This is a genomic window from Agrobacterium sp. 22-209-1 (assembly GCF_053522485.1).
Genome location: NZ_JBNWCH010000013.1, coordinates 1 through 21,531 on the forward strand (window position 1 = coordinate 1; position 21,531 = coordinate 21,531).

Genomic DNA, 21,531 nt, shown 5'->3' on the forward strand with positions numbered 1-21,531 from the left:
ACGGGCGCGGACTTCAGGGGAGAATTTGTTCGTCGTCTTGCTTGTCATAGACCCTACTTCTCACGAGTTGGGGTCTCCGGTAAATCCGGTGCGGTTCAACCCGGCAAAAGTCGCGGCGGCGAAAAGGGCAAACGCAACAAACCTCCGTTCAACATCGTCCGGTCGCGGCAGGGATCTTACCGAAGAGGAAGAACTGGCGGCCGTGTACGATAAGCACAAAGGAAACTGACGATGGCAGCTGGCCCGTCTACTATCTTCACGGAAATGGTTTCCACCACTCTGCGCAACAGCGCCAAGGAAGTGGCCGACAACGTTTCCAAGCACAACGCCCTTCTGAACGTTCTCAAGAAGAAGAAGCGCATTATCAATCTCGACGGCGGCACTGAAATTCAGATCCCGCTCGAATACGCCGAGAACAGCACGTATCAGCGTTATGCCGGGTTCGACACGCTGAACGTCAACCAGTCGGACATCGTGACTTCCGCGAAATATGACTGGGCGCAGGTAGCGCTTCACGTCGTTGCATCCGGCGCCGAGCTTCGCAAGAACTCCGGTCGCTCGCAGATGATCAACCTGGTGAAGACAAAGAAGGCGAACGTTCTCAAGACCGCCGCCAACAACTTCAGCGTTGACGCCTATTCTGACGGCTCGCTGGCAAACCAGATCGGCGGCCTGGCGCAGATCATCCAGTCCAACGGCCAAGGCACGGTCGGCGGCATCAACTCGGCAACGTGGACGTTCTGGCAGAACAAGTTCCTCGAAATCGCCGGCTCGAATGCCTACACGAAGGACACGCTCAAGGGCGAGTTCAACAAGCTGTGGCTTCGCCTCAACCGCGGCGCTGACAAGCCGGATCTGATCGTTCTCAGCCACGACTTCTACAGCGTGTATGAGAGCGGCGAGCAGCAGCTTCAGCGCTACATGGACGAGGACATGGCAAACTCCGGCTTTGCCAACCTCAAATACAAGTCGGCACAGGTCATCTTCGATGACAATGCCAACTTCACCACGACGGCCGAGAAGGGCTACTTCTTGAACACCGATTACCTGTACATCGCTCAGCACCAAGAGGCTCAGTGGTCGCAGGACGACGAGAAGAAGCCGGTCAACCAGGATGCGGTCGTCATCCCCTACTACTGGATGGGCAACATGGTTTGCTCGAACCGTTCGTTGCAGGGCGTCCTGCTCGATGCGGCTTAAGGAGGGCTGAACATGACGGCTTTTGTAGGCGCAAACCTCTCTCAGACCTATACCGCCGCAGACCTTACCGGGATCGAATCCGGCAAGGCACCCGGCGTGGGTGATCTGTACGTCTCGCACGACAACAAGACTTACCGCTTCGTGCGGTATCTCGGCGGTGCGGGTTCGATTGCGGCTGTGGCAGGCAATGCTGTGGGCTTTTACGCTCCCGGCGGCGTCTCCACGGGCGTGACGAACGATGTCACCTCTGACGTGTCGGACACGGCGGCAAACCTCGCGGGCGTTCTCTGCGCGGCTCCGGCCTCCGGTGACTATTGCTGGATTCAGGTTGGCGGCCCCGTCACCCTGACCCCGGCGCTTGTCTCTGGTGCTGACGGCAACGCCCTGACGCTCTCGACCACCACGGACGGCACCCTGAAGGTTGCCGGTGCTGTGACGGACTCGGGCGGCGCTGTGGCGATCGATGCTTCGGCAAAGATTGTCATGCTGAACTGCCCGCGCTGACAGCTACAGACGGGTACTGATCGATACAGAGGGCGGCTTTCGGGCCGCCTTTCCTTTTCCACCTTCCAAAATAGTGAGATTTCAACATGGCTGAAAGCAATAAGCCGCTTGTCGTGGTTCTCGGATTTCATCAGACATTCGAGCGCCTGCCCGTTAAAGGCGACCCGCTCAATGATGAGGTAGATGCCCACGGCTTCAAACTGGACGAAAAGGGCAAACGCGTCCTTGAGAACGTCCAGGTCGATTGGGCCACTTATGCGCCCCTTCATTCTCCGACCGGAACCAGCACCTCCGAACGCATCCGCCACCTGAAGCCGACAGAAGAAATTCTTGACGGCGAAAATGGCGAAAAGACCAAGTTCATGCTGGCGCGCTGGGCGGCGATCGAGCCGGCCTATGAGGCATGGCTGAAAGGTCACGAACTGCCGACCAACGGCACGCCGCTGGCAATCTGGCCGGGTGTTTCGACGGCGATGGCTGACGAACTCAAGAAATACAGCATCCGGACGGTCGAAGAGGTGCGCGACCTGATGGAAGCCCAGCTTGAGCGCATCCGTCTTCCCAACATGCGGGCCCTCAAAACTCAGGCGGCAGCCTTCCTCGAAAACATGAAGGGCGCAGAAGCCGCAGAGCGTGAAGCCGAGCGTGCCGAAGAAATCGCCGCTCTCCGCGCCAATCAGGAGGATCTGGAAGAACGCCTTGCCGCGGCTATGGCGCTTCTGGAAGAGAAGACCAAGCCGGGGGCTTCGGAATCGGTCAAGGATCAGCTTAAGGCGCAACTGGACGCCAAGGGCATCAAGTACCACCACAACGCCGGCGAGGCCACGCTGCGCGCCCTGCTGGACGAAGAGGCCGCCTAATGACGATCCTGTCAGTCGTTCAGAACGTGTGTCTCGCGGTCGGCCTTACGCGGCCTGATGTGGTTATGTCCTCTCAGGACCGGGAGATGCTCGAAATGGTGCGCCTTGCAAATGAGGTGGCCATCCAGATACGCGATGCTGAATTCGACTGGCAGGCTCTCACGAAGGTCTACACCTTCACTGGTGACGGCACGGCGGAAGCCTTCGCCTTGCCATCGGATTATCAGCGCATGCCGACGAAGGGCCGGATATGGTCAAGCCGCTGGTCGTGGGAGATCGAGAAAGTTGGCAGCATCGATGACTGGTTGGAGCTTATTTCGGTGCCGATCCAGCCCGTTACCGGCCAATGGATCATCTACGGCGACGAGATGCACATCCTGCCGGTTATGGATGTCACGGAAACCATTCGGTATCCATACATTTCGAACCTGATCGTCAAACCTGAGGCCGGCGACAATCAGACAGGTTTTGTTGCCGATAATGACACCTTCAGGCTTTCAGAGCATGCGCTGGAGCTTGGCATAATCTGGGCGTATCGCTCTCAGAAGGGTGTCGCTTCCGATGATGACGAGAACAATTTCAACAAGGCGCTTTACACGGCGATGAACAATGACAAGGGCTCCAAGCCCGTGATCAGCGGCAACACGCGCCGGTTCGATGACGCCAAGTTCGCTTTTCCGTTCAAGGTCAATCCCTGATGGTCTTTGCAGCCAAGCAAAAGAAGGTTCGGCAGCGCGCGGTGTCGTCGTCCTACCTCGTTCAGCCGCCCGTCCGGGGATGGATCGCAAACGAGGCTTTGGCCAACGCCAAGCCAGGCGGCGCGCGGCTGCTTGAGAACTGGTTTCCGACGAAGACCAGCGCGCGGCTTCGTGGCGGATCCCGCAAGTATGCCACGATTTCGACCGGTCCGGTCCTGCGGATGTGGACCTACAAGAGCGGCACGGCCGAACAGTTCTTCGCCTCAGATCAGGCCAACATTTTCGACATCACCAGCGTTGTCGACGCAGATGTTATCCCAACGGCCGAAGTAACGGGCCAGTCGGCCGGATATTACTCTACGGCACAGTTTGGCACTGCCGGCGGTGATTACCTCTATGCAGTCAATGGCGCTGACGATGCGCTGCTTTACGACGGATCGACCTTCACCCCGATCAATACAACGTCGACGCCTGCTTTTACGGGGGTTGCTACTTCGGCGCTCTCTTTCGTCTGGTCGTTCGCCAGCCGCCTGTTCTTCATCGAAAAGAACACGATGAACGTCTGGTATCTGCCCGTAGACAGCATTGGCGGATTGGCGAAGGTGTTCAGCCTTGCGGGGGTGTTTCAGGAGGGAGGCTCTCTCCTGATGGGCGGCAAGTGGTCGATGGATTCTGGCGATGGCCTGGATGACAAGTGGGTCGTTGTTTCGACGCAGGGAGAAGTGGCAGTCTTCCAAGGCACCAACCCGGAAAGCGCGTCAGACTGGCAGAAAGTCGGCATTTACAAGGTAACCCCGCCCATGGGCATGAACTGCCAGATGCAGGCCGGTGGTGATCTGCTGCTCGGCGTGGAAGACGGCATTGTTCCGATTTCGCAGGCGGTCAACAAGGACGAAGCGGCTTTGTCGCTGGCATCGGTCACAGCAGCAATTGAGCCGGAATGGAAGAAAGAGGTCATCGCCCGTCGCACGATGCCATGGGAGATTATGAAATGGCCGACAAACAACATGATGGTCGTTTCCCTTCCGGTCGTTGATGATGGTGTCCAGCCCTATTGTTTCGTTGCCAATCTGGAAACCGGGGCATGGACGAAATTCACCGGGTGGGAAACCCGCTCTCTTTGCCGTTATGGCATCTTCGGTTTCTTCGGCACCAATGACGGGACAATTCATCAAATGGATGTTGGCGGTTCGGATGACGGGCTGCCTTATGTCTGCACCTATGTTGGCTTGCCCGATCATCTCCGTTCGCCGGGTGTGTTCAAGATTGTCCATTCGGCGCGCGCGACATTCCTTTCCAACGTGCCGTTCGTCCCGAAGATTTCCGCTTCGGTGAATTATGAGATCAAGCTTCCGACGCCTCCCGCGTCCGTTGCCAACTTTGCCGCCGATGAGTGGGATAGCGGTCTTTGGGACGTTGCAAAGTGGGATAGTGCTTCGGCGGCGCTGGTCAGCACCAAATGGGTGTCTATCGGCGCTTCCGGCTTTGTTGCGTCGGCGCAAATTCAGGTGACGTGCGGTGTTACGCCATTGCCGCGTACCGAACTTGTAGCGTTCGAACTTCTCTACGAACGCGGATCGGTGATGAATTGATAACCTGGGGCATCGTTGGGAAGAACGAAATCAGCGCCTTCTCGCGCTGGATTGCTGATCTGATTTGGCCGGGCAAAGGTCGGGACTTCGGCAATTGCCAGGCTATGGCTATTTGCGAGGATGACAAGCTCATCGGCGGAATGGTCTGGCACAACTACGAGCCAGAGGCCGGTGTCATCGAGATATCGGGGGCGGCCACCTCAAGCAAATGGCTGACGCGTAAAACGCTGGCCGCGATGTTCGGAATTCCGTTCAAGGAGTGGGGCATTCAATGCCTCGTGATGCGCGTGGCGCCGGAAGATGAGGCGCTTCATCGAATGCTGAAGGCATATGGATTTGATCTTTACGTGATCCCGAGACTTCGCGGCCGGGACAGGGACGAACATGTGTTCATTCTCACGGATGACGCATGGCGGGCCTCCAAGTTCAACAGGAAGGAATTAGCCAATGGGTAAGCCGAAGGCACCAGCCGCGCCAGATCCGAAGGCGACAGCGGCCGCCCAGACGGGGACGAACGTCACGACGGCGCTTGCAAACGCCCAGCTTGGCAACGTCAACCAGTATGGCCCCGATGGGAGCGTGACCTATCGCACCAACGGCGGACAGTCGTTCACCGACCCGACGAGCGGCGCGACATACTGGATTCCGCAGTATGAGCAGACTACCTCGCTCAGTCCGCAGCAACAGGCGATCAAAGCGCAAAATGACAAGGCCAGTCTGAACCTTGGCACTATTGCCAGCGAGCAGACGAACTTCCTCCGCGACTACCTGAATAAGCCGGTCAACCTCAATAACGAGGCGACGGAAGCGCGCCTGATGGAACTTGGCCGGAAACGTCTTGATCCGATCATCGCCCAGCGTGACGAGGATTTGCGCACGCGCCTTGCAAATCAGGGCTTCAAAGCAGGTAGTGACGGATATGCGCGCGAACTCACGACGCAAGCGCAGGCGAACAATGACGCCTATACCTCGTTGTTGCTGAATGGCCGTCAGCAGGCGGTGCAGGAGGCTTTGACGGAGCGAAACCAGCCGCTGAACGAGATTGGCGCGCTGATGTCCGGCTCTCAGGTGCAAATGCCGCAGTTCGCCGCAGGTACCAATCAGCCGAACCTGCCGACTGTGGATTATGCGGGCCTGGTGGATCGGAACTATCAGGCCCAGCTTGGGCAGTATCAGGCTCAGATGGCCCAGCGTCAGGGCATTATGGGCGGTCTCTTCGGACTAGGGTCTGCTGCCATCATGGCTTCGGATCGGCGCGTCAAGAAGGACGTGAAGAAGGTCGGAAGGCTCATGGGCCACAACCTCTATGAATACCAGTACAAGGGAGCCCGAGACGACGGCCGCCGACACGTTGGCGTCATGGCGCAAGAGGCCGAAAAGAAGCGCCCCGATGCAATCAAGGAAATCGGCGGCGTCAAGCATGTCGACTACGGCAAGCTTTTTGAACTCGGGGAAAGGATGGCAGCGTAATGGCCTTTATCTTTGGCGGGAACACTGGCGAGACCCCCGAAAGCCTCAAGCGGAAGCGCTCCATTGCGGAAGCGCTCGCCGTCAAAACGTCTTCAGCGCCGCGGAATGTAGGTGAGGGGCTGAACGCCATCGGTAATGCGCTGATCTATCGCGCCTTGATGGGCAAGGTTGATGCAGGCGAGGCAGCGGGCAAGAAGTCGGCTGCAGATGATGCGGCTGCGCTCATGTCCGGCTTTGGCTCTCCGGCCACCACGACCGCACCAGCGTCAAGCAGCATTCCCATGACTGATGCAGCGGGGGAGGTCTCCGCCACGTCTCCGGGGGGCTCTGGCAATTATCGCGATGCCATCGCGTCTATCGAAAGCGCGGGCAGCGGAGATTATAACGCCGTTGGTCCAACACATCCAAAGATGGGGCGCGCGCTCGGTCGTTACCAGATCATGGAAGCCAATATCGGCCCGTGGTCTCAGGAAGCGCTCGGCCGTGCAGTGACGCCCGAAGAGTTCATGGCTAACCCCAAATTGCAGGACGCCATATTTGACAGCAAGTTTGGCTCCTACGTTCAGAAATACGGCCCAGAAGGTGCGGCGCAGGCATGGCTAGGCGGTCCAGGTGGTGTAGGCAAAACTGACCGCAAGGATTCGCTTGGCACAAGCATCGGTGAGTATGGGAAGCGCTTCATGAAAGCTGCTGGGGGCGGCACACAGGTGGCAAGCCTTGATCCGTCTGCCGGCATGTCGGCTGCTGATGCGATCGAGGCTGTTGCGCCTCAGTCCGATGGATATCGTGACCCGATGGTATCGGCCCCGAACAGCCGTGGTGCCGTAACAAACGCCCTCATGGCTCCGGCTCCACAAGCCGCCCAGCCTTCGCCTGTTGTTGCAGCCCTCGCTTCGCCACAGGCGAGCCCAGACAGCGCGTCGGACGCTTTGCCGGTCGGTGAGATGGCTTCGACCACGAACGCCGCTGTGGCGCCCCGCAACCAGATGGTAGCACAAGCCCTCTCGTCTTCGCCGCGCCAGCCTGAAGCCCCGCAGTATTACCCTGCCGCCCCCGCCGCGCCGGGGCAGTCTGGTCCGTCGCTTCAGCAGATCATGCAGGTGATCAATAATCCGTATTCGTCGGAAGGCAGCCGCGCCTATGCGCAGTCGTTGCTCGAACAGCGTCAGAAGCAAAGTGATCCGTCGTATCAGCTTGAGCAGGAATACAAGCGGGCTCAGCTGGAAGCACTCCGCGGCAAGCCGTCGAAGACATGGCAGAAGCTGGATGATACGACGCTGTTCAATCCCGAGACGGGAGAGACGCAGCGCGTCAACGCTCCTGCTGCTGGAAATGGTCAGTTCCGGTTCGATGGCAAGTCTGTCGAGGCTCAGGCTCTCAATGGCTTGATGGACGCCGGTACGCTGACGCCCGCACAGGCGCAGCAACTCGGCGCAGGCAAGACCATCACCGGCCCGAACGGCGAAATCATCTTCATGACGCCTCAGGGTGTCTTTGGTCAGTCGGCAGATGGCACGCTATCACCAATGTCCACCCCTCAGGCTCCGACACCACCAGCGCCGCCACAGTCGCCCGGTGGCGTCGATATTTTCGGGACTGATGCACCGGCCACGCCGACGCCTCCCGCACCGCCTCAGGCCCCAAAGCCACCGGTCACCCCGCAGCGTCAAGGGATGATCCCGCTGACAGAGCCGAAGGTGACGATTGATGAAAGCAAGGCTGGCGGGTTTGCTGATCGCATGACGCAATCGGGCGGCTTGATCGACAAGTTTGGTAACGCAGGGCTCAACACGATTGATCAGGCGCTCACCAACAGCCCGTATGTTCCGGGTTTCATCGCCAATAACCTCGTGGGCGAAGACTTTCAGCAATACGATCAGGCGCGGCGCGATTTTATCAATGCGCAGCTTCGCCGGGAGTCTGGCGCTGTCATTTCTCCGGAAGAGTTCGACAACGCCAACAAGCAGTATTTCCCGCAGCCGGGAGATAAGCCGGAAGTTCTCGAACAAAAGCGAAAGAACCGCGAAACCGTGATTGGCGCCATGATCCGAGATGCTGGACCGACTTATAAGCGACCGGCCGGCGGCGATGGCGTACTCTCTGCGGGGCAGGTCGTTGACGGCTACCGCTTCAAGGGCGGCGATCCTTCGCAGCAATCCAATTGGGAAAAGGTTCAATAATGGCCGGTCCTTGGGAAAAGTATCAGCAGCAGCCTTCCGGTGACGGTCCTTGGTCGAAATACGCCAAGCCGAAGCCGGAAGGAAAACACCTGTCTTTCGAGGAAGGGCAGGCCCTGCTTGCGGCAGAAGACCAGAAGCAGCGCATGGAAGGCGCGAGCGGTGCGGTAGGCGCTGGCCTGACAGGTTTGCTGGATGGCGTTCCTGTAGCTGGCCCTGTCCTGCGTGGTGCTGGCGAACGTGGCGCTGCAATCGCTTCAACGGTGATGAATGGTGGAACCTACGACGAGAACCTGAAACTCGCCCAGGACATCAGCCAGCAGGCGCAGGACGAACACCCTTATGTCACCACCGGGGCGAACATCGCCGGCGCCGTCGCCGGTACCGCCCCGCTGATCGCTGCCGCACCAGCGGCCTTCGGTGCAAGTGGTGGTTCCGCTCTCATCAGGACTGGCGCAAGTACTCTGTCGGGCGGTCTGATAGGCGGTGCTGACGCCGCAGTTCGGTCTGGGGGTGATCTGGAAGCGACCGGAAAAGGTTTTGGCGCTGGCGCAGCAATGGGCCTCGTCGCCCCCGTCGCCGCGAACCTGATCGGGAAAGGTACAAAGTCGCTCATAAACGCTGGCCGCAACTGGCGCGCAGCCCGCGCCGCAGGGATGAAGCCGGAAGCGCTATCGCATCTGTCCCGTGCTGCCGCTGATGATGGCCTCGACGCTGCAGCAGTCAGCGCTCGCCTTGCCGACATGGGACCGGATGCCATGCTGGCCGACCTTGGCCCGAATTTCCAAAAGCAGGCTGGTGCCTTGGCCGCGTCTCCAGGCCGTGGGCAGGAAATCGTTCGCACGGCACTCGCTGACCGTCAGGCAGGCGCAAATGCCCGTATCGGCGCTGCCATTGACGATAACCTTGGGCCGCGCTCTATCGTGCCGGCTGAGGTCAATGCGACCATACAGACGAACCAGCAGGCGCTGGGGCCGCAGTATGGCGAGGTCTTCCGTCAGCCGACGCGCTACGATTTCACAGCCATCACCGATGATCTGGATAGAAGCATCCAGAACCTTCGAGGTGATGCGCAGCGCGGGCTTCAGCGTGTCCGCAACATGATGAATGTCCACAATACCAATCAGGTGACGACCGATCCCCGCATTGCCTTTGAAACACGGCAGGCGATCGATGGTATGCTGGCGACCGAGACGAACCCCAAGGTTATCGGTGCACTGTCAGAGACCCGCCAGATGCTTGATGACGCCCTTCGCGCATCGGTGCCGCGCATCAAGGAAGTGGATGCGAATTTCGCTGAGCTCGCCCGTCAGCGTGAAGCTTTGCAGCGTGGTCAAACTGTCCTTTCCAGCGGGCGGGAGGCTCCTCGGCCTTCGGAACTGGTTAGAGAGGTGCAGGAAGGCGCTTTGCCTCAGAACATGCAGATCGGACCATCTGCCGTGCCGCTGCGTCTTTCGCAAGGCGCCCGGGCGGAAGTTGAGCGCATCGTCGGCAACAATGCGAATGATGTCTCTGCGCTGAACAAGCTCATCAAGGGTGAAGGCGACTGGAATCGCTCTCGCCTCGCGACATTGTTCGGCCAGGATAAAGCCGATCGGCTGATCAAGGTTCTGGACAATGAACGGGTCTTTGCCGACACCGCCAACACGGTGACCCGCAACAGTGAGACAGCCGCGCGGCAGGCCGCACAGGCTGAACTGGGCGTTATCGAAACGGGCGGCTTCGGTGCAGCAGAAGCATTCAAGGCAGGTGGCGTGCGGGGTGCTGCTCGATCGGTGATGTTCGATCAGGCAAGCAAGGTCGCTAAAGCCCTACTACCTCAGTCCGGAGAGCGTGCACGCGAGGATCTGGCGAAGGCGCTTGTTGGTTCAAACCGAAACGCCGTTGTTCAGGCTTTGATGAGCGGTGCGCCGCGTGAAGCGCCGCGAGCGCTTGACCCTGTTGCGAGGGCTTTACTTATCGGGGGAGGAACCGCGGGGGCGCGATGAAGGGTCGATCCAGCAGATGAGGCCATACACGCCCATGGCTAGGAAAATACCGATTCCGAGCCCCCAGCCGAAGCCGGGTCCGAACATATCGGACGCGCCGAAAACAGCGGTCTTCACCCCGTAAAGCACGAGGGAGAGCACAACAACGCAGGCGATTTGAACGATCCGGATCATGGCGCCGAGAATGCACCTTTCACCAATGGAAGGTCAATAGCTGGTGCAGCTGACGCTGTTGCCAAGTCTCGAGCAGTTTGTGGTGACGGTGCGAGGCTGCGTAACAATAACAGGTGGCGGGGTGTAGCTCTGGCCGCGGAAGGCGAACGTCGGCATCCGGCCGTCTGATGGGCCGCATTGGTAGCTCATTCGATACCACGTAACAGGGCCCGGCAACACGTCCGCAAAGATGCCTCCGGCGTTACTGGAACTGTCTATGACTTGGTAGGGGCCCTTGCAGGCTGCCGCAGCGGACTTGAGACAAGCGGACGGCGAGCCGTTGCACTTTGTTTCCTTCAGCGGCTTTCCGCTCGGACCGGGGATATCCTCGCCGGTCGACGCTGCGCACGCTGATAAGGCGCCGAGTGCGATAAAGAGCATTGTTCGTTTCATGATGTCCCCCGACCATTTCGGGCATCATCCGAGAAAACATGTCCGGTGTCGAATCGGACATCAAAACATCGTTAAGGCCGCCGCTTTGGGGGCCTTTTTCTATTCTGGAGAGGGCCACATGCCTCGTAACGGTTCAGGCGTCTATTCGAAGCCAGCCGGCACCACAGCCGTGCCGAATACGACGATCGAAAGCGCGAAGTTCAACCAAGTCGTGGATGACCTTGTGCAGGATGCGAATTTTCCAAGACCCCCGACTGCTGGTGGGACCGGCGGAAACAGCAAACAGAACGGTATCGATACGCTTTTCGATGGCGTCACAGTTATTAGTGACACGTCCCTTCGCGTTGCTGATCCAGCAGACCGGACGAAGATAGTCCGCCTTGACGCTGGGCGGGTGACGACTGGAACAGTGCGGGTGATGAATGCGCCGGACAGGGATATCAATATCTCCAGCGTCTCCCGTGGCCACATTTCCGGATTGACTCTCTCGAACAACGCAACAGATGCGGTCAATGATATTGATATCGCGCCAGGAGAGGCGGCGGATGACAGCGCTCTGCCTTGGTGCATGGTGCTTTCTTCTGTACTCACGAAAAGGCTTGATGCTGTATGGGCGGTCGGTTCAGGCAACGGTGGGCGCGACACTGCTGCTGCAATCGCCAATGACACGTATCACGTCTTCCTCATCCAGCGTTCCGACACTGGTGTTGTTGACGCGCTGTTTTCGCTCTCCGCTACGGCACCCACGATGCCAGCGAATTACGACCGCAAGCGCCGGATTGGCTCGATTATCAGGTCTGGTGGCACGATCCTCGCGTTCACACAGCGCGGTGATCACTTTGACCTTGCAAGCTCTCAAACGGATCGAAGCAGCACGGCGGCTCAGTCGTTGACGCTTCTGGCCCTAACGGTTCCGACCGGTATCGTCGTGGAACCCAAAATCACCATGACACAACAGCAAAACGCGGTCGGCAACGTTCAGACGCGTGTTGCGAGCGCTGGCGATCCAATCCTTTCGGGAACGGTCACCACTGCTGCTGGTGAAGTGGACTCCGCCTTTTTCAACGGTGGAATATTCACCGACACCAGCGGAAGAATCCAGTTTTCAGTCACCATTTTCAGCGGCTCTGTTTCGCTGAACGTCCTTGGAACCAAGGGCTGGATTGACCAGAGGGGGCAGTAAGAAGATGAGCGTTTATGTTCAACGTGATGAAGCCGGCGTCGTCGTCGGCTTGTATGCCAAATTTCAGACCGGAATAGCCGAGGAACTTCTTGAAGACGACGACCCGGAAGTCGTTGCTTTCCTGAACCCGCCCGAAGTCTTGCCGCCGATCACGAAACGTCAGCTTCGGCTCACGCTGGTTAGGAACGGCATTTCTCTGGAAACAGTAGAGGCGGCAATCGGTGCAATGCCCGAAGGTCTGCCAAAGGCCGAAGCCCAGATCGAATGGGCCGACGCCAGCACGTTCAACCGCAATCACCCGACACTGTTGCTGATCGCTGCCGCTCTCGGCCTGACAGAAGCCCAGGTTGACGCCATGTGGGCTGAAGCCATCACAGCGTAACCCGGCACCCATAACCCACAATCAGGAGAACATCATGGCGACTGTACGCGACGTACAGCAGCGCTTGATTTCGCTCGGCTTCCCGCTGCCTCGGTTTGGCGCGGACGGAGACGCCGGCGGTGAGACGCTGACTGCAATCAATGGAGCGCTTGACGAACTCGTGACGCTGCGAGGTGGCAGCAAGCCGACGCCAGCGCAGCCGGTTGCCAGCAAGGCTGACGTAGTGGTGCCGGCCGACTGGATGCCAGCAGCCAAGATGGACCGCATCATCTGCCACTGGACGGCCGGCACGCACAAGGCAACCGAGTTCGACCGGGGCCACTATCACATCCTGATCGAAGCTGACGGCAACCTCGTCCGCGGCATTCCATCGATCAAGCTCAACGAGGCGCCAGCCAAGAAGGGTTATGCGACCCACACCTTGAACTGCAATACCGGATCGATCGGTGTTTCCCTGTGTTGCATGGGTGGCTCTGTCGAGGCTCCGTTCATGCCTGGCAAATATCCGATGACGAAAGCGCAGTGGGACAAGCTGACATCCGTCGTCGCTGATCTCTGCCGCAAGTACGGCATCAAGGTCACGGATCGCACCGTCCTGTCACACGCCGAGGTAGAGCACAATCTCGGAATAGCTCAGAGGGGGAAATGGGACTTTACGGTTCTTGCCTTTGATTTATCAATAAAGGGAGCGCGCGCCTGCGGAGATAAACTGCGCGCGGAAGTCCTCGCGAAACTCTGAACCCTCTCATTAAAGGAACGATCAATGAAACGCATTGCGATTCTCGCAGTGGCGGCGCTTTCGCTTGCCTCCTGTTCAGCCACTACCGGCTCTATCGACACCGGCATTCGAAACAGTCTGCCGCAGGTTTGCTCGGCTGGCGAAACCGCCTATGCCGTGCTCCAGCCCTTCATCGCTGCCGACAAGCTCAAGCCGAAGACCGCAGCTGCAGCTCAGGCGGCCCACCAGAGCCTCCAGCAGCTTTGCGCGAACAAAGACACGGCAACGCTCGCATCAACGCTGGTGGCCGCTTCCAGCGCCTACCTGACGATCAGCATCGCCGTATCCGAAGCCAAGAAAGTGGAGAAGTAAAATGGACTGGAACACCGTGCAGCAGCTTTTGCGCATCCTTCTGCAGTTCGGCTCGGGCGTCCTTATCAGCAAGGGCGTCCTGACCGAAGAGATGGCCGTCACCCTGACCGGCGGTCTCATCTCTGTGGCGTCCGTCGTCTGGTGGATCGCATGGAACAAGAAGGAAGTGAAGTAACGACCTATGGCCCTCGACCTATGGCCGGGGGCTTTCTTTTACTCGCATGCAGGCTGGGATAATGGCAGGAAACCAAGAGATGAGCAGCAACGGCTTCGATCCGATGGCCCAATATGCCCGATTATCCGAGCGGGTTGAGAACCAGGGCAAAGACATTGTTGATCTCCGGTCCAACATGAACACCGGGTTCCAGACCATCAATGCCAGCATTTCTCAGCTTTCAAATGAGCTTCGCAATTCCAGCAAGACGCAATGGCCGGTCATCTGGGCGGCGGCTGGCGTGTGCTTTACCGTTCTCGCGACCGGCGGCGCGTTCTTTTACAATAGCCTCAGCAAAGGGCAGGATCGCCTTGATCTCATCGTCGCGAAGAATGCGGAAACGGCACAATCAGCGATCACGGCTGTTGTCGACAAGATGGTGACGCAGAAGGAAATGGAGTGGCGGACCGCGCGCGGTTCAGAAGATCGGGCCCGAATGGAGGCATCCGTCAAAGAGGTGAGGGAGGCCCAAGTCCCCCGCGCCGAGCTTGAACGAGTATGGACCAGCCAAGCGAACACCGATGCGGACCAACAGCGCCAGCTTGACGAGCTGAAACAGGCTCAGACGAGCGTATACGGCGCGAGAGACGTGATCCTAGACCTTCGCCAGCGGGTAGACCGCATGGAGCGGGAGAAGGCCTCACCCGGCGGCTAAACGTAAAAACCCGCCGGCAGCCTCGTACTACCAGCGGGTTCTCAAATCCGCAACGGTTGCGGATTTGGCTTGTGCCAAAAGCGAAACCGTTTCGCTTATCAAATCCAAAACCATTTTGGTTTTGTCTCCGAATCTCCGTAAAGGAGATGCAGATCAATTGCACCAATCGATACGGTGCTTTGGGCGCCATTCTCGCGCCAATCCTTCCGCCATCAGAACCTGCCCAGCTTCCCGCCCATCGGGGAGATAGATATTCACGAGCGGCCGGCGGCTTTGCGTCCGGTCCCGTGCGCCGCTGTCCTCGATGCGAGGCACGCCATCCAGCAGCAGTTCTTTCAGCCTGGCTTTTGCCTTCAGCGCCAAATCTCTCTCATAATCGCACTTGGCACGGTTCCCCATTTCGGGAGCATCCACGCCAGACTTGAACGGCACCCCGCCGCCCAGCAGGCGCATGTTCTGGCCGTCGCATTTGATCGTGTCGCCGTCGATCACGATCAGCGAGGCGCAAGACACCCCCTGCCCTGCCGCCGAAAAATCCGGTATGAAACTGGCGATCGACGCCGCCAATATTATCGCGATTCTCTTCATCTGGCGCATTTGCCCTCCCCCGCAACATCAGAACACTTATAGAACAGGCTGTGCCACATGTGTGCCAAACACTGTGCCAAACTGTGCGCAACGGTGCGCGTTTGTTCTTGTTTGCCTATATTGGGAGGTTCGCCAAAAGCCTTATTTTGCAGGCTGTTTGATGGTGCTGCTAGAGAGATTTGAACTCTCGGCCTCTCCCTTACCAAGGGAGTGCTCTACCCCTGAGCTATAGCAGCATCCGGTGCCGAAGCATTTGCTTCAGCATCAAGCGTGGCGGCCTATTGCCATAGGTTTTTGACGAGCGCAAGTCGCAAAACGATATTCTTCATCAAGCGGGGCAAAAAAGCGTGCCCCCTGTTGAAAAATGCATTTTTCAGATATTGCTCATTCTATGAACGAACATCATGACAAACAGGCAAAGGCAGCGGTTTCCGCCGGTGCTTCCGCGGAGGCATCCGTCCCGGTGACCGATGGCAAGCTTCAGGCGGGGCCGGGCGAAAAGGCACGACAGCGCGAGGCGGAGCGCAAGGCGCGCGCGGCCAAGAAGCTTCGTGAAAATCTTTTGAAGCGCAAACAGCAGGTTCGTGCGCGCCGCGCAGGCGAAGAAGACCAGACGATTGGCCTGCCTGCCGCAAAAACGGACGAATCATCCTCATAGAGAATTCACCAGCATAAAATTGAAACGCCGCGGAAACTGGTCTAAGGACACGCCTTTCCGCAAGGCACGATAGAAAGGCGGGCACAGGCCCGTAGGGACGCATGGATCGCATCAGAATTACGGGTGGCAACAAGCTCAACGGCGTCATCCCCATCTCCGGCGCAAAAAACGCCGCCTTGCCGTTGATGATCGCATCGCTTCTGACCAGCGATACGCTGACGCTCGAAAACGTCCCGCATCTGGCTGACGTGGAGCAGCTCATCCGCATTCTCGGCAATCACGGCGTGGATATTTCAGTCAACGGTCGCCGCGAAAGCCAGGGCGAGGCCTATTCCCGCACTGTGCATTTCACCTGCCGCACCATTGTCGATACCACCGCACCTTACGAGCTGGTGTCCAAGATGCGCGCAAGCTTCTGGGTCATCGGCCCGCTTCTGGCACGTGAGGGCCGCGCCCGCGTTTCGCTGCCCGGCGGCTGCGCCATCGGCACGCGCCCGGTCGACCTGTTCATCGAGGGCCTGCAGGCGCTCGGCGCAACGATGGAGATCGATGGCGGCTACATCAACGCCACCGCTCCCAAGGGCGGCCTGATCGGCGCTGTCTATACCTTCCCGAAAGTTTCCGTCGGCGCGACACATGTGATGCTGATGGCGGCAAGCCTTGCCCGCGGCACCACCGTCATCCACAACGCCGCGCGCGAGCCGGAAGTGGTCGATCTGGCCCAGTGCCTGATCGCCATGGGTGCGAAGATCGAAGGCGCCGGCACCTCCACCATCACCATCGAAGGCGTTACCTCTCTCTCCGGCGCGCGCCATCGCGTTCTGCCGGATCGTATCGAAACCGGCACCTATGCCATGGCAGTGGCAATGACCGGCGGTGACGTGGTGCTGGAAGGCACGCGCGCAGCGCTGCTGGACAACGCGCTCGACACGCTCAGGCTTGCAGGCGCCACGATCAGCGAGACGGAGACCGGCCTTCGCGTCGTGCGCAACGGCAACGGTATCCAGCCGGTCGATATCGTCACCGAACCTTTCCCCGGCTTCCCCACCGACCTGCAGGCACAGTTCATGGCGCTGATGACCCGTTCGCAGGGCGTCTCCCACATCACCGAAACCATCTTTGAAAACCGCTTCATGCATGTGCAGGAACTCGCCCGTCTCGGTGCGAAGATTTCGCTTTCCGGCCAGATGGCCCGCATCGAAGGCGTCTCCCGCCTGAAGGGCGCGCCTGTCATGGCGACCGACCTGCGCGCTTCCGTATCGCTGGTCATTGCCGGCCTCGTGGCGGAAGGCGAAACCATGGTGTCGCGCGTCTACCACCTGGATCGCGGCTTCGAACGCCTTGAGGAAAAGCTCAACCGCTGCGGTGCGCTGGTCGAACGCGTCAGCGATTGATCCTGTCTTCGCCGCTCATCCGTTTTCTACCCGTTGCAGAGTGGGCCCGGACTGCCTATTTCCAATGTAAGTCATGGAAATAGCGGTCCGCACCGCAGAAGAAGGAAGAAAAAGATGAGCGGCCTGAAATTACTCGCGCTGGATACTGAAGATCTCTCCGTCATTTCGACGCATATGCAGGACAGTGTCTTCAAGCTGAAGGATGTCGCCTTCGAGCCGAAGCATGGCCAATTCACGCTTTCCGCCAACCGTTTCGTCTGGGAAAGCACTGACCAAAAGAACCTGCCGCCGGAACGCTGCCGCAGCGTCGTTTTCCTGAAACGCGTCTCTGCCGTTCGCTCGCAGTCAATCAATCTTGCCGACAGGGAGCAGGTGCTTTCGCTTCTTGCGATGCGCTTCAAACCAAACGGCGAAGGCCCTGATGGCCTTGTGGAACTGGCGCTTTCCGGCGGCGGCACCATCGCTCTTGATGTCGAATGCATCGAGGCGCAATTGACCGATGTGAGCGGCGCATGGGAAACGGCTGCCAAACCGCATCATCCAGACAGCGAATAAGCACACCGCGCCATTGCAACGGTTGCCTTTCGTCACCGTTTCGATTTATGCCACATACCAGAGCCGCAATTTTTCTGCGGTGAGTTCGTGCACCTCGCGGGTCCACCCGCGGGGACTATGAAAGGGTAATGGCGTGGCAATCTGGCTGGAGCGGGCATCGGCTGATTTCGAACAGAAATTCGCGACCTTCCTGACAACCAAGAGAGAAGTTTCCGAAGACGTCAACGCAACCGTTCGCGACATCATCGACGATGTCCGCCATCGCGGCGATGCGGCCCTTGCCCATTATTCCCAGAAATTCGACGGCATCGATTTCACTAAGGTTTCGATGCGTGTCACGGCGGATGAAATCGACGCGGCCTTTGCCGCCGTCGACAGCAGCGTGATCGAGGCGCTTGAACTTGCCGCCCGTCGTATCGAAAAACACCATGCACGGCAGATGCCGAAGGATGACATCTACGAGGACGAGATCGGCGTAGGCCTCGGCTCGCGCTGGACCGCCATCGAGGCCGTCGGCCTTTATGTGCCGGGTGGTACCGCCAGTTATCCAAGCTCCGTCCTGATGAACGCGGTGCCGGCAAAGGTTGCCGGTGTGGAGCGCATCGTCATGGTCGTGCCGGCCAATGGCGGCGCGGTCAATCCGGCGGTGCTGGCTGCGGCGCGTATTGCGGGCGTCGAGGAAATCTATCGCATCGGCGGCGCGCAGGCTGTGGCCGCACTTGCCTATGGCACGCAAACCATCGCGCCGGTCGCCAAGATCGTCGGCCCCGGCAATGCCTATGTGGCGGCCGCAAAACGCCAGGTGTTCGGCACCGTCGGCATCGACATGATCGCCGGGCCTTCCGAAGTGCTTGTCATCGCCGACAAGGACAATGATCCGGACTGGCTGGCCGCCGATCTTCTGGCGCAGGCGGAACACGATCGCGGCGCGCAGTCCATCCTCATCACCGACAACGCCGAACTCGGCAAGGCCGTTGAAGCGGCTGTCGAGCGGCAGTTGAAGCGCCTGTCACGCTCCGAGACGGCGGCGGCAAGCTGGGCAGATTTCGGCGCGGTCATCCTGGTCGAAAATCTCGCCGACGCCATTCCGCTCGCCAACCGCATCGCCGCCGAGCATCTGGAACTTGCCGTCGATGACCCGGATGCGCTGATGGCCAACATCCGCAATGCGGGAGCAATCTTCGTCGGGCGTCATACACCCGAAGTAATCGGCGATTATGTCGGCGGTTCCAACCACGTGCTGCCGACGGCACGCTCGGCGCGCTTCTCCTCCGGCCTTTCGGTGCTGGATTTCGTCAAGCGCACGTCGATCCTGCGGCTCGGGCCGGAGCAGTTGCGACAGCTTGCGCCCGCGGCGATCACCCTTGCCCATTCGGAAGGGCTGGACGCGCATGCGCGTTCGGTCTCCATTCGCCTCAATCCGGAAAGTTAAGCGATGGCTTCAGGCGATTTCCGGCTCTGCGACGTGGTACTGGACGACAGCATCGGCCGGTCCACGCCCGACGTTGAGCATGAACGCGCCGTCGCCATTTTCGATCTGATTGAAGAAAACAGCTTCGAACCCTTCGGCCATGATGGCGGCCCCTATCGGCTGCATATATCGCTGGTCGATTCCAAGCTGGTTTTCTCAATCCGCACCGAAGACGAGAAGGATGTCGCGACCCATATTCTGTCGCTGACGCCGTTCCGCCGCATCATCAAGGATTATTTCCTGATCTGCGAAAGCTATTACGAGGCGATCCGCTCCTCTACGCCGAGCCAGATCGAGGCTATCGACATGGGCCGGCGCGGCATTCACAATGACGGCTCGCAGACGCTGATGGACCGGCTTTCCGGCAAGATCAGGATAGATTTCGACACGGCGCGCCGCCTCTTCACCCTTGTCTGTGTGCTTTATTGGCGGGGTTAGAGATGATCGATCCTGCCGCAGCACCAAACGAGGGGCGAGCGCCCAAATCGGTCCTTTTCATGTGCGGCATGAACTCCATCCGTTCTCCAATGGCGGAGGTCATCGCCAAACGGCTGGTGGCGCCCGGGATCTACATCCAGTCCGCCGGCGTGCGGGCGGGTGAGCGCGATCCATTCGTGGATGCGGTGCTGGAAGAACAGGGTTTTTCGCTCGGCAAGCACAAACCACGCACTCTTGACGAGATCGAGGATGATTTTTTCGATCTGATCATTACATTGACACCCGAAGCCCATCATGCCGCACTGGAGCTGACGCGCTCGAATTCTCTCGATGTGGTCTATTGGCCAACGATGGATCCGACGGTCATTACAGGGACGCGGGAGCAGATCCTCGACGCCTATCGCGAGGTACGGGACCATCTGGCTAAGCTGATCTCGGAACGACTGCCGAGGCGGCAGCAGCCGGTGGCGGATACGCTTTCAAAAGACTGAAAACTGCCTCGGCCTGTTAAAATCAATCGCGATTTCCAAGCCGATGCTTTAGAGGTTCACAAATGTGCCGGGATTGTGTAGTTTCCGCGCAATTTTCCCGGACTCGATATGTCCGGCACTATCAACAGGAAGAAAACCCTTACATGACAAAAGAAGAAGTCCTTGAATTCCCGGGCATCGTAACCGAATTGCTGCCGAACGCAACATTCCGCGTGAAGCTTGAGAACGACCACGAAATCATCGCCCACACGGCGGGCCGCATGCGCAAGAACCGTATCCGCGTTCTGGCGGGCGACAAGGTGCTGGTCGAAATGACACCTTACGACCTCACCAAGGGCCGCATCACCTATCGCTTCAAGTAATCCACCTTCCGCATCGGACGCCCGGGCAGCGCAATGACCAATTCAAAACAAAAGCTCGTTCTGGCATCCGGCTCGCCGCGGCGTCTGGAGCTGCTGCATCAGATCGGCATCGAGCCTGCACGTCTGATGCCGATGGATATTGACGAGACGCCGGCCAAGCTCGAGCACCCGCGCACGCTCTGCCGCCGTCTGTCATTGCAGAAGGCGGAAGCCGCGCAGACGGCGCTGAAGAACGAGCAGGCATGGAAAGACGCCTATGTCCTGGGATCCGATACGGTGGTCGCCGTCGGTCGCCGCATCGTCGGCAAGGCTGAATATACGGAAGAGGCCTCCGCGGCGCTGCATCTTCTCTCGGGGCGCAGCCATTGGGTCTATACCGGCATCTGTCTTGTGACCCCCGGTGGCAAAATCCGGCAGAAGGTGGCGGAGACCAAGGTGCGCTTCAAGCGCCTCTCCACGCGCGAGATCGAGGCTTACATCTCCTCGGGCCAGTGGCGCGGCAAAGCGGGAGCTTATGGTATCCAGGGCATTGCCGGCGCATTCGTACAGAAACTGACCGGCTCCTATACCAATGTCGTCGGCCTGCCGCTTTATGAAACCATGTCGCTTCTTTCTGGAGAAGGATTTGAAGTGACTTCGGGCTGGCTTGAAGGATAGGCCATGGCAAAGTCCACCACTGAAGGCGCCGGAACCGTCACCCCGCTTCGCAAATCCCAGCCATGCCCTGAATGCGGGCGGCCCTCGACACGCGAAGACTATCCTTTCTGTTCGGATCGCTGCCGCTCGCTCGATCTCGCCCGCTGGCTGAACGGCTCCTACGCCATTCCGGTTGCGGACGATGAAAGCAGCGCCAGCGGACAGGACGGCGGCAAGAATAACGCCGAATAGGACCCGCATCGCCGGAAACTTCGGCAGTGAATTGCATAAAATTTTCAGAGCGACCGCTCGAACCAAA

At 59.1% G+C, this 21,531-nt stretch carries 25 protein-coding genes, 1 tRNA gene and 1 pseudogene; 25 read left to right on the forward strand and 2 right to left on the reverse strand.

The features are described from left to right. The 16 genes and pseudogenes from ACQZ48_RS21210 to ACQZ48_RS21285 all read left to right on the forward strand — a co-directional run. Positions 1-229 (forward strand): annotated as a pseudogene (locus ACQZ48_RS21210) (hypothetical protein); the annotation flags it as partial. Between the two features lie 2 nt (positions 230-231). Next, on the forward strand, positions 232-1,200 hold the full coding sequence (locus tag ACQZ48_RS21215) for a phage major capsid protein (RefSeq protein ID WP_448729424.1): 969 nt from the start codon (positions 232-234) through the stop codon (positions 1,198-1,200). 12 nt (positions 1,201-1,212) lie between these two features. Further along, on the forward strand, positions 1,213-1,704 hold the full coding sequence (locus tag ACQZ48_RS21220) for a hypothetical protein (protein ID WP_448729425.1): 492 nt from the start codon (positions 1,213-1,215) through the stop codon (positions 1,702-1,704). 86 nt (positions 1,705-1,790) lie between these two features. Then, a complete protein-coding gene (locus ACQZ48_RS21225; protein WP_448729426.1) occupies positions 1,791-2,564 on the forward strand; it encodes a hypothetical protein in 774 nt (257 codons plus the stop codon). Between the two features lie 95 nt (positions 2,565-2,659). After that, positions 2,660-3,262: a hypothetical protein gene (locus tag ACQZ48_RS21230; protein ID WP_448729427.1), complete on the forward strand. Its 603-nt coding sequence runs from the start codon at positions 2,660-2,662 to the stop codon at positions 3,260-3,262. Next, on the forward strand, positions 3,262-4,854 hold the full coding sequence (locus ACQZ48_RS21235; RefSeq protein ID WP_448729428.1) for a hypothetical protein: 1,593 nt from the start codon (positions 3,262-3,264) through the stop codon (positions 4,852-4,854). The genes ACQZ48_RS21230 and ACQZ48_RS21235 overlap by 1 nt, the downstream gene beginning before the upstream one ends. Further along, positions 4,851-5,309: an N-acetyltransferase gene (locus tag ACQZ48_RS21240; protein ID WP_448729429.1), complete on the forward strand. Its 459-nt coding sequence runs from the start codon at positions 4,851-4,853 to the stop codon at positions 5,307-5,309. Before ACQZ48_RS21235 ends, ACQZ48_RS21240 begins: the two co-directional genes overlap by 4 nt. Next, complete coding sequence (locus tag ACQZ48_RS21245) at positions 5,302-6,324, forward strand: tail fiber domain-containing protein (RefSeq protein ID WP_448729430.1); 1,023 nt, start codon at positions 5,302-5,304, stop codon at positions 6,322-6,324. Before ACQZ48_RS21240 ends, ACQZ48_RS21245 begins: the two co-directional genes overlap by 8 nt. Further along, complete coding sequence (locus tag ACQZ48_RS21250) at positions 6,324-8,504, forward strand: hypothetical protein (RefSeq protein WP_448729431.1); 2,181 nt, start codon at positions 6,324-6,326, stop codon at positions 8,502-8,504. The genes ACQZ48_RS21245 and ACQZ48_RS21250 overlap by 1 nt, the downstream gene beginning before the upstream one ends. Continuing rightward, positions 8,504-10,489, forward strand: coding sequence for a hypothetical protein (locus ACQZ48_RS21255; RefSeq protein WP_448729432.1), 1,986 nt, complete (start codon positions 8,504-8,506; stop codon positions 10,487-10,489). Before ACQZ48_RS21250 ends, ACQZ48_RS21255 begins: the two co-directional genes overlap by 1 nt. 469 nt (positions 10,490-10,958) lie before the next feature. Next, positions 10,959-12,278 carry a hypothetical protein gene (locus tag ACQZ48_RS21260; protein WP_448729433.1) on the forward strand — a complete coding sequence of 440 codons (1,320 nt, stop codon included), beginning with the start codon at positions 10,959-10,961 and terminating at the stop codon, positions 12,276-12,278. Between the two features lie 4 nt (positions 12,279-12,282). Continuing rightward, positions 12,283-12,660, forward strand: a complete 378-nt coding sequence (locus ACQZ48_RS21265) for a hypothetical protein (RefSeq protein WP_448729434.1) — start codon at positions 12,283-12,285, stop codon at positions 12,658-12,660. A 34-nt stretch (positions 12,661-12,694) separates the two neighbouring features. Then, positions 12,695-13,399 (forward strand): peptidoglycan recognition protein family protein, encoded by a 705-nt coding sequence (locus tag ACQZ48_RS21270; protein ID WP_448729435.1) that lies wholly within the window; start codon positions 12,695-12,697, stop codon positions 13,397-13,399. A gap of 24 nt (positions 13,400-13,423) precedes the next feature. Further along, entirely contained in the window at positions 13,424-13,750 is a 327-nt protein-coding gene (locus tag ACQZ48_RS21275) for a cell wall anchor protein (protein ID WP_448729436.1), read from the forward strand. A gap of 1 nt (position 13,751) precedes the next feature. Next, positions 13,752-13,925, forward strand: coding sequence for a Pam3-gp28 family putative phage holin (locus ACQZ48_RS21280; RefSeq protein ID WP_206912884.1), 174 nt, complete (start codon positions 13,752-13,754; stop codon positions 13,923-13,925). A gap of 79 nt (positions 13,926-14,004) precedes the next feature. Continuing rightward, complete coding sequence (locus ACQZ48_RS21285; RefSeq protein WP_448729437.1) at positions 14,005-14,619, forward strand: hypothetical protein; 615 nt, start codon at positions 14,005-14,007, stop codon at positions 14,617-14,619. 153 nt (positions 14,620-14,772) lie between these two features. Here ACQZ48_RS21285 and ACQZ48_RS21290 read toward each other — a convergent pair whose 3' ends face one another. Together ACQZ48_RS21290 and ACQZ48_RS21295 are read right to left on the reverse strand one after the other, a co-directional pair. Continuing rightward, on the reverse strand, positions 14,773-15,216 hold the full coding sequence (locus ACQZ48_RS21290) for a thermonuclease family protein (protein WP_448729438.1): 444 nt from the start codon (positions 15,214-15,216) through the stop codon (positions 14,773-14,775). 152 nt (positions 15,217-15,368) lie between these two features. Further along, positions 15,369-15,443: transfer RNA gene (locus ACQZ48_RS21295), tRNA-Thr, on the reverse strand. 155 nt (positions 15,444-15,598) lie between these two features. On the opposite strand from ACQZ48_RS21295, the gene ACQZ48_RS21300 reads away from it, so the two are divergent. From ACQZ48_RS21300 to yacG, 9 genes are all read left to right on the forward strand, one after another. Continuing rightward, the gene (locus ACQZ48_RS21300) at positions 15,599-15,865 is read left to right on the forward strand and encodes a hypothetical protein (protein WP_191217077.1); all 267 of its coding nucleotides are present in this window, start codon (positions 15,599-15,601) and stop codon (positions 15,863-15,865) included. 101 nt (positions 15,866-15,966) lie between these two features. Then, positions 15,967-17,259 (forward strand): UDP-N-acetylglucosamine 1-carboxyvinyltransferase, encoded by a 1,293-nt coding sequence (gene murA, locus ACQZ48_RS21305; protein WP_077985421.1) that lies wholly within the window; start codon positions 15,967-15,969, stop codon positions 17,257-17,259. Positions 17,260-17,373: 114 nt separating this feature from the next. Beyond that, positions 17,374-17,814 (forward strand): DUF2948 family protein, encoded by a 441-nt coding sequence (locus ACQZ48_RS21310; protein ID WP_077985420.1) that lies wholly within the window; start codon positions 17,374-17,376, stop codon positions 17,812-17,814. A gap of 133 nt (positions 17,815-17,947) precedes the next feature. Next, positions 17,948-19,246 (forward strand): histidinol dehydrogenase, encoded by a 1,299-nt coding sequence (hisD, locus tag ACQZ48_RS21315; protein WP_077985419.1) that lies wholly within the window; start codon positions 17,948-17,950, stop codon positions 19,244-19,246. Between the two features lie 3 nt (positions 19,247-19,249). Then, the gene (locus ACQZ48_RS21320) at positions 19,250-19,723 is read left to right on the forward strand and encodes a UPF0262 family protein (protein ID WP_137409753.1); all 474 of its coding nucleotides are present in this window, start codon (positions 19,250-19,252) and stop codon (positions 19,721-19,723) included. 2 nt (positions 19,724-19,725) lie between these two features. Further along, the gene (locus ACQZ48_RS21325) at positions 19,726-20,214 is read left to right on the forward strand and encodes an arsenate-mycothiol transferase ArsC (RefSeq protein WP_004432476.1); all 489 of its coding nucleotides are present in this window, start codon (positions 19,726-19,728) and stop codon (positions 20,212-20,214) included. Between the two features lie 143 nt (positions 20,215-20,357). After that, entirely contained in the window at positions 20,358-20,576 is a 219-nt protein-coding gene (gene infA / locus ACQZ48_RS21330) for a translation initiation factor IF-1 (RefSeq protein ID WP_003503453.1), read from the forward strand. Between the two features lie 33 nt (positions 20,577-20,609). Continuing rightward, entirely contained in the window at positions 20,610-21,233 is a 624-nt protein-coding gene (locus ACQZ48_RS21335; protein ID WP_077985417.1) for a Maf-like protein, read from the forward strand. A gap of 3 nt (positions 21,234-21,236) precedes the next feature. Then, on the forward strand, positions 21,237-21,464 hold the full coding sequence (yacG, locus tag ACQZ48_RS21340) for a DNA gyrase inhibitor YacG (protein ID WP_077985416.1): 228 nt from the start codon (positions 21,237-21,239) through the stop codon (positions 21,462-21,464). The last annotated feature ends 67 nt before the right edge of the window (positions 21,465-21,531 follow it).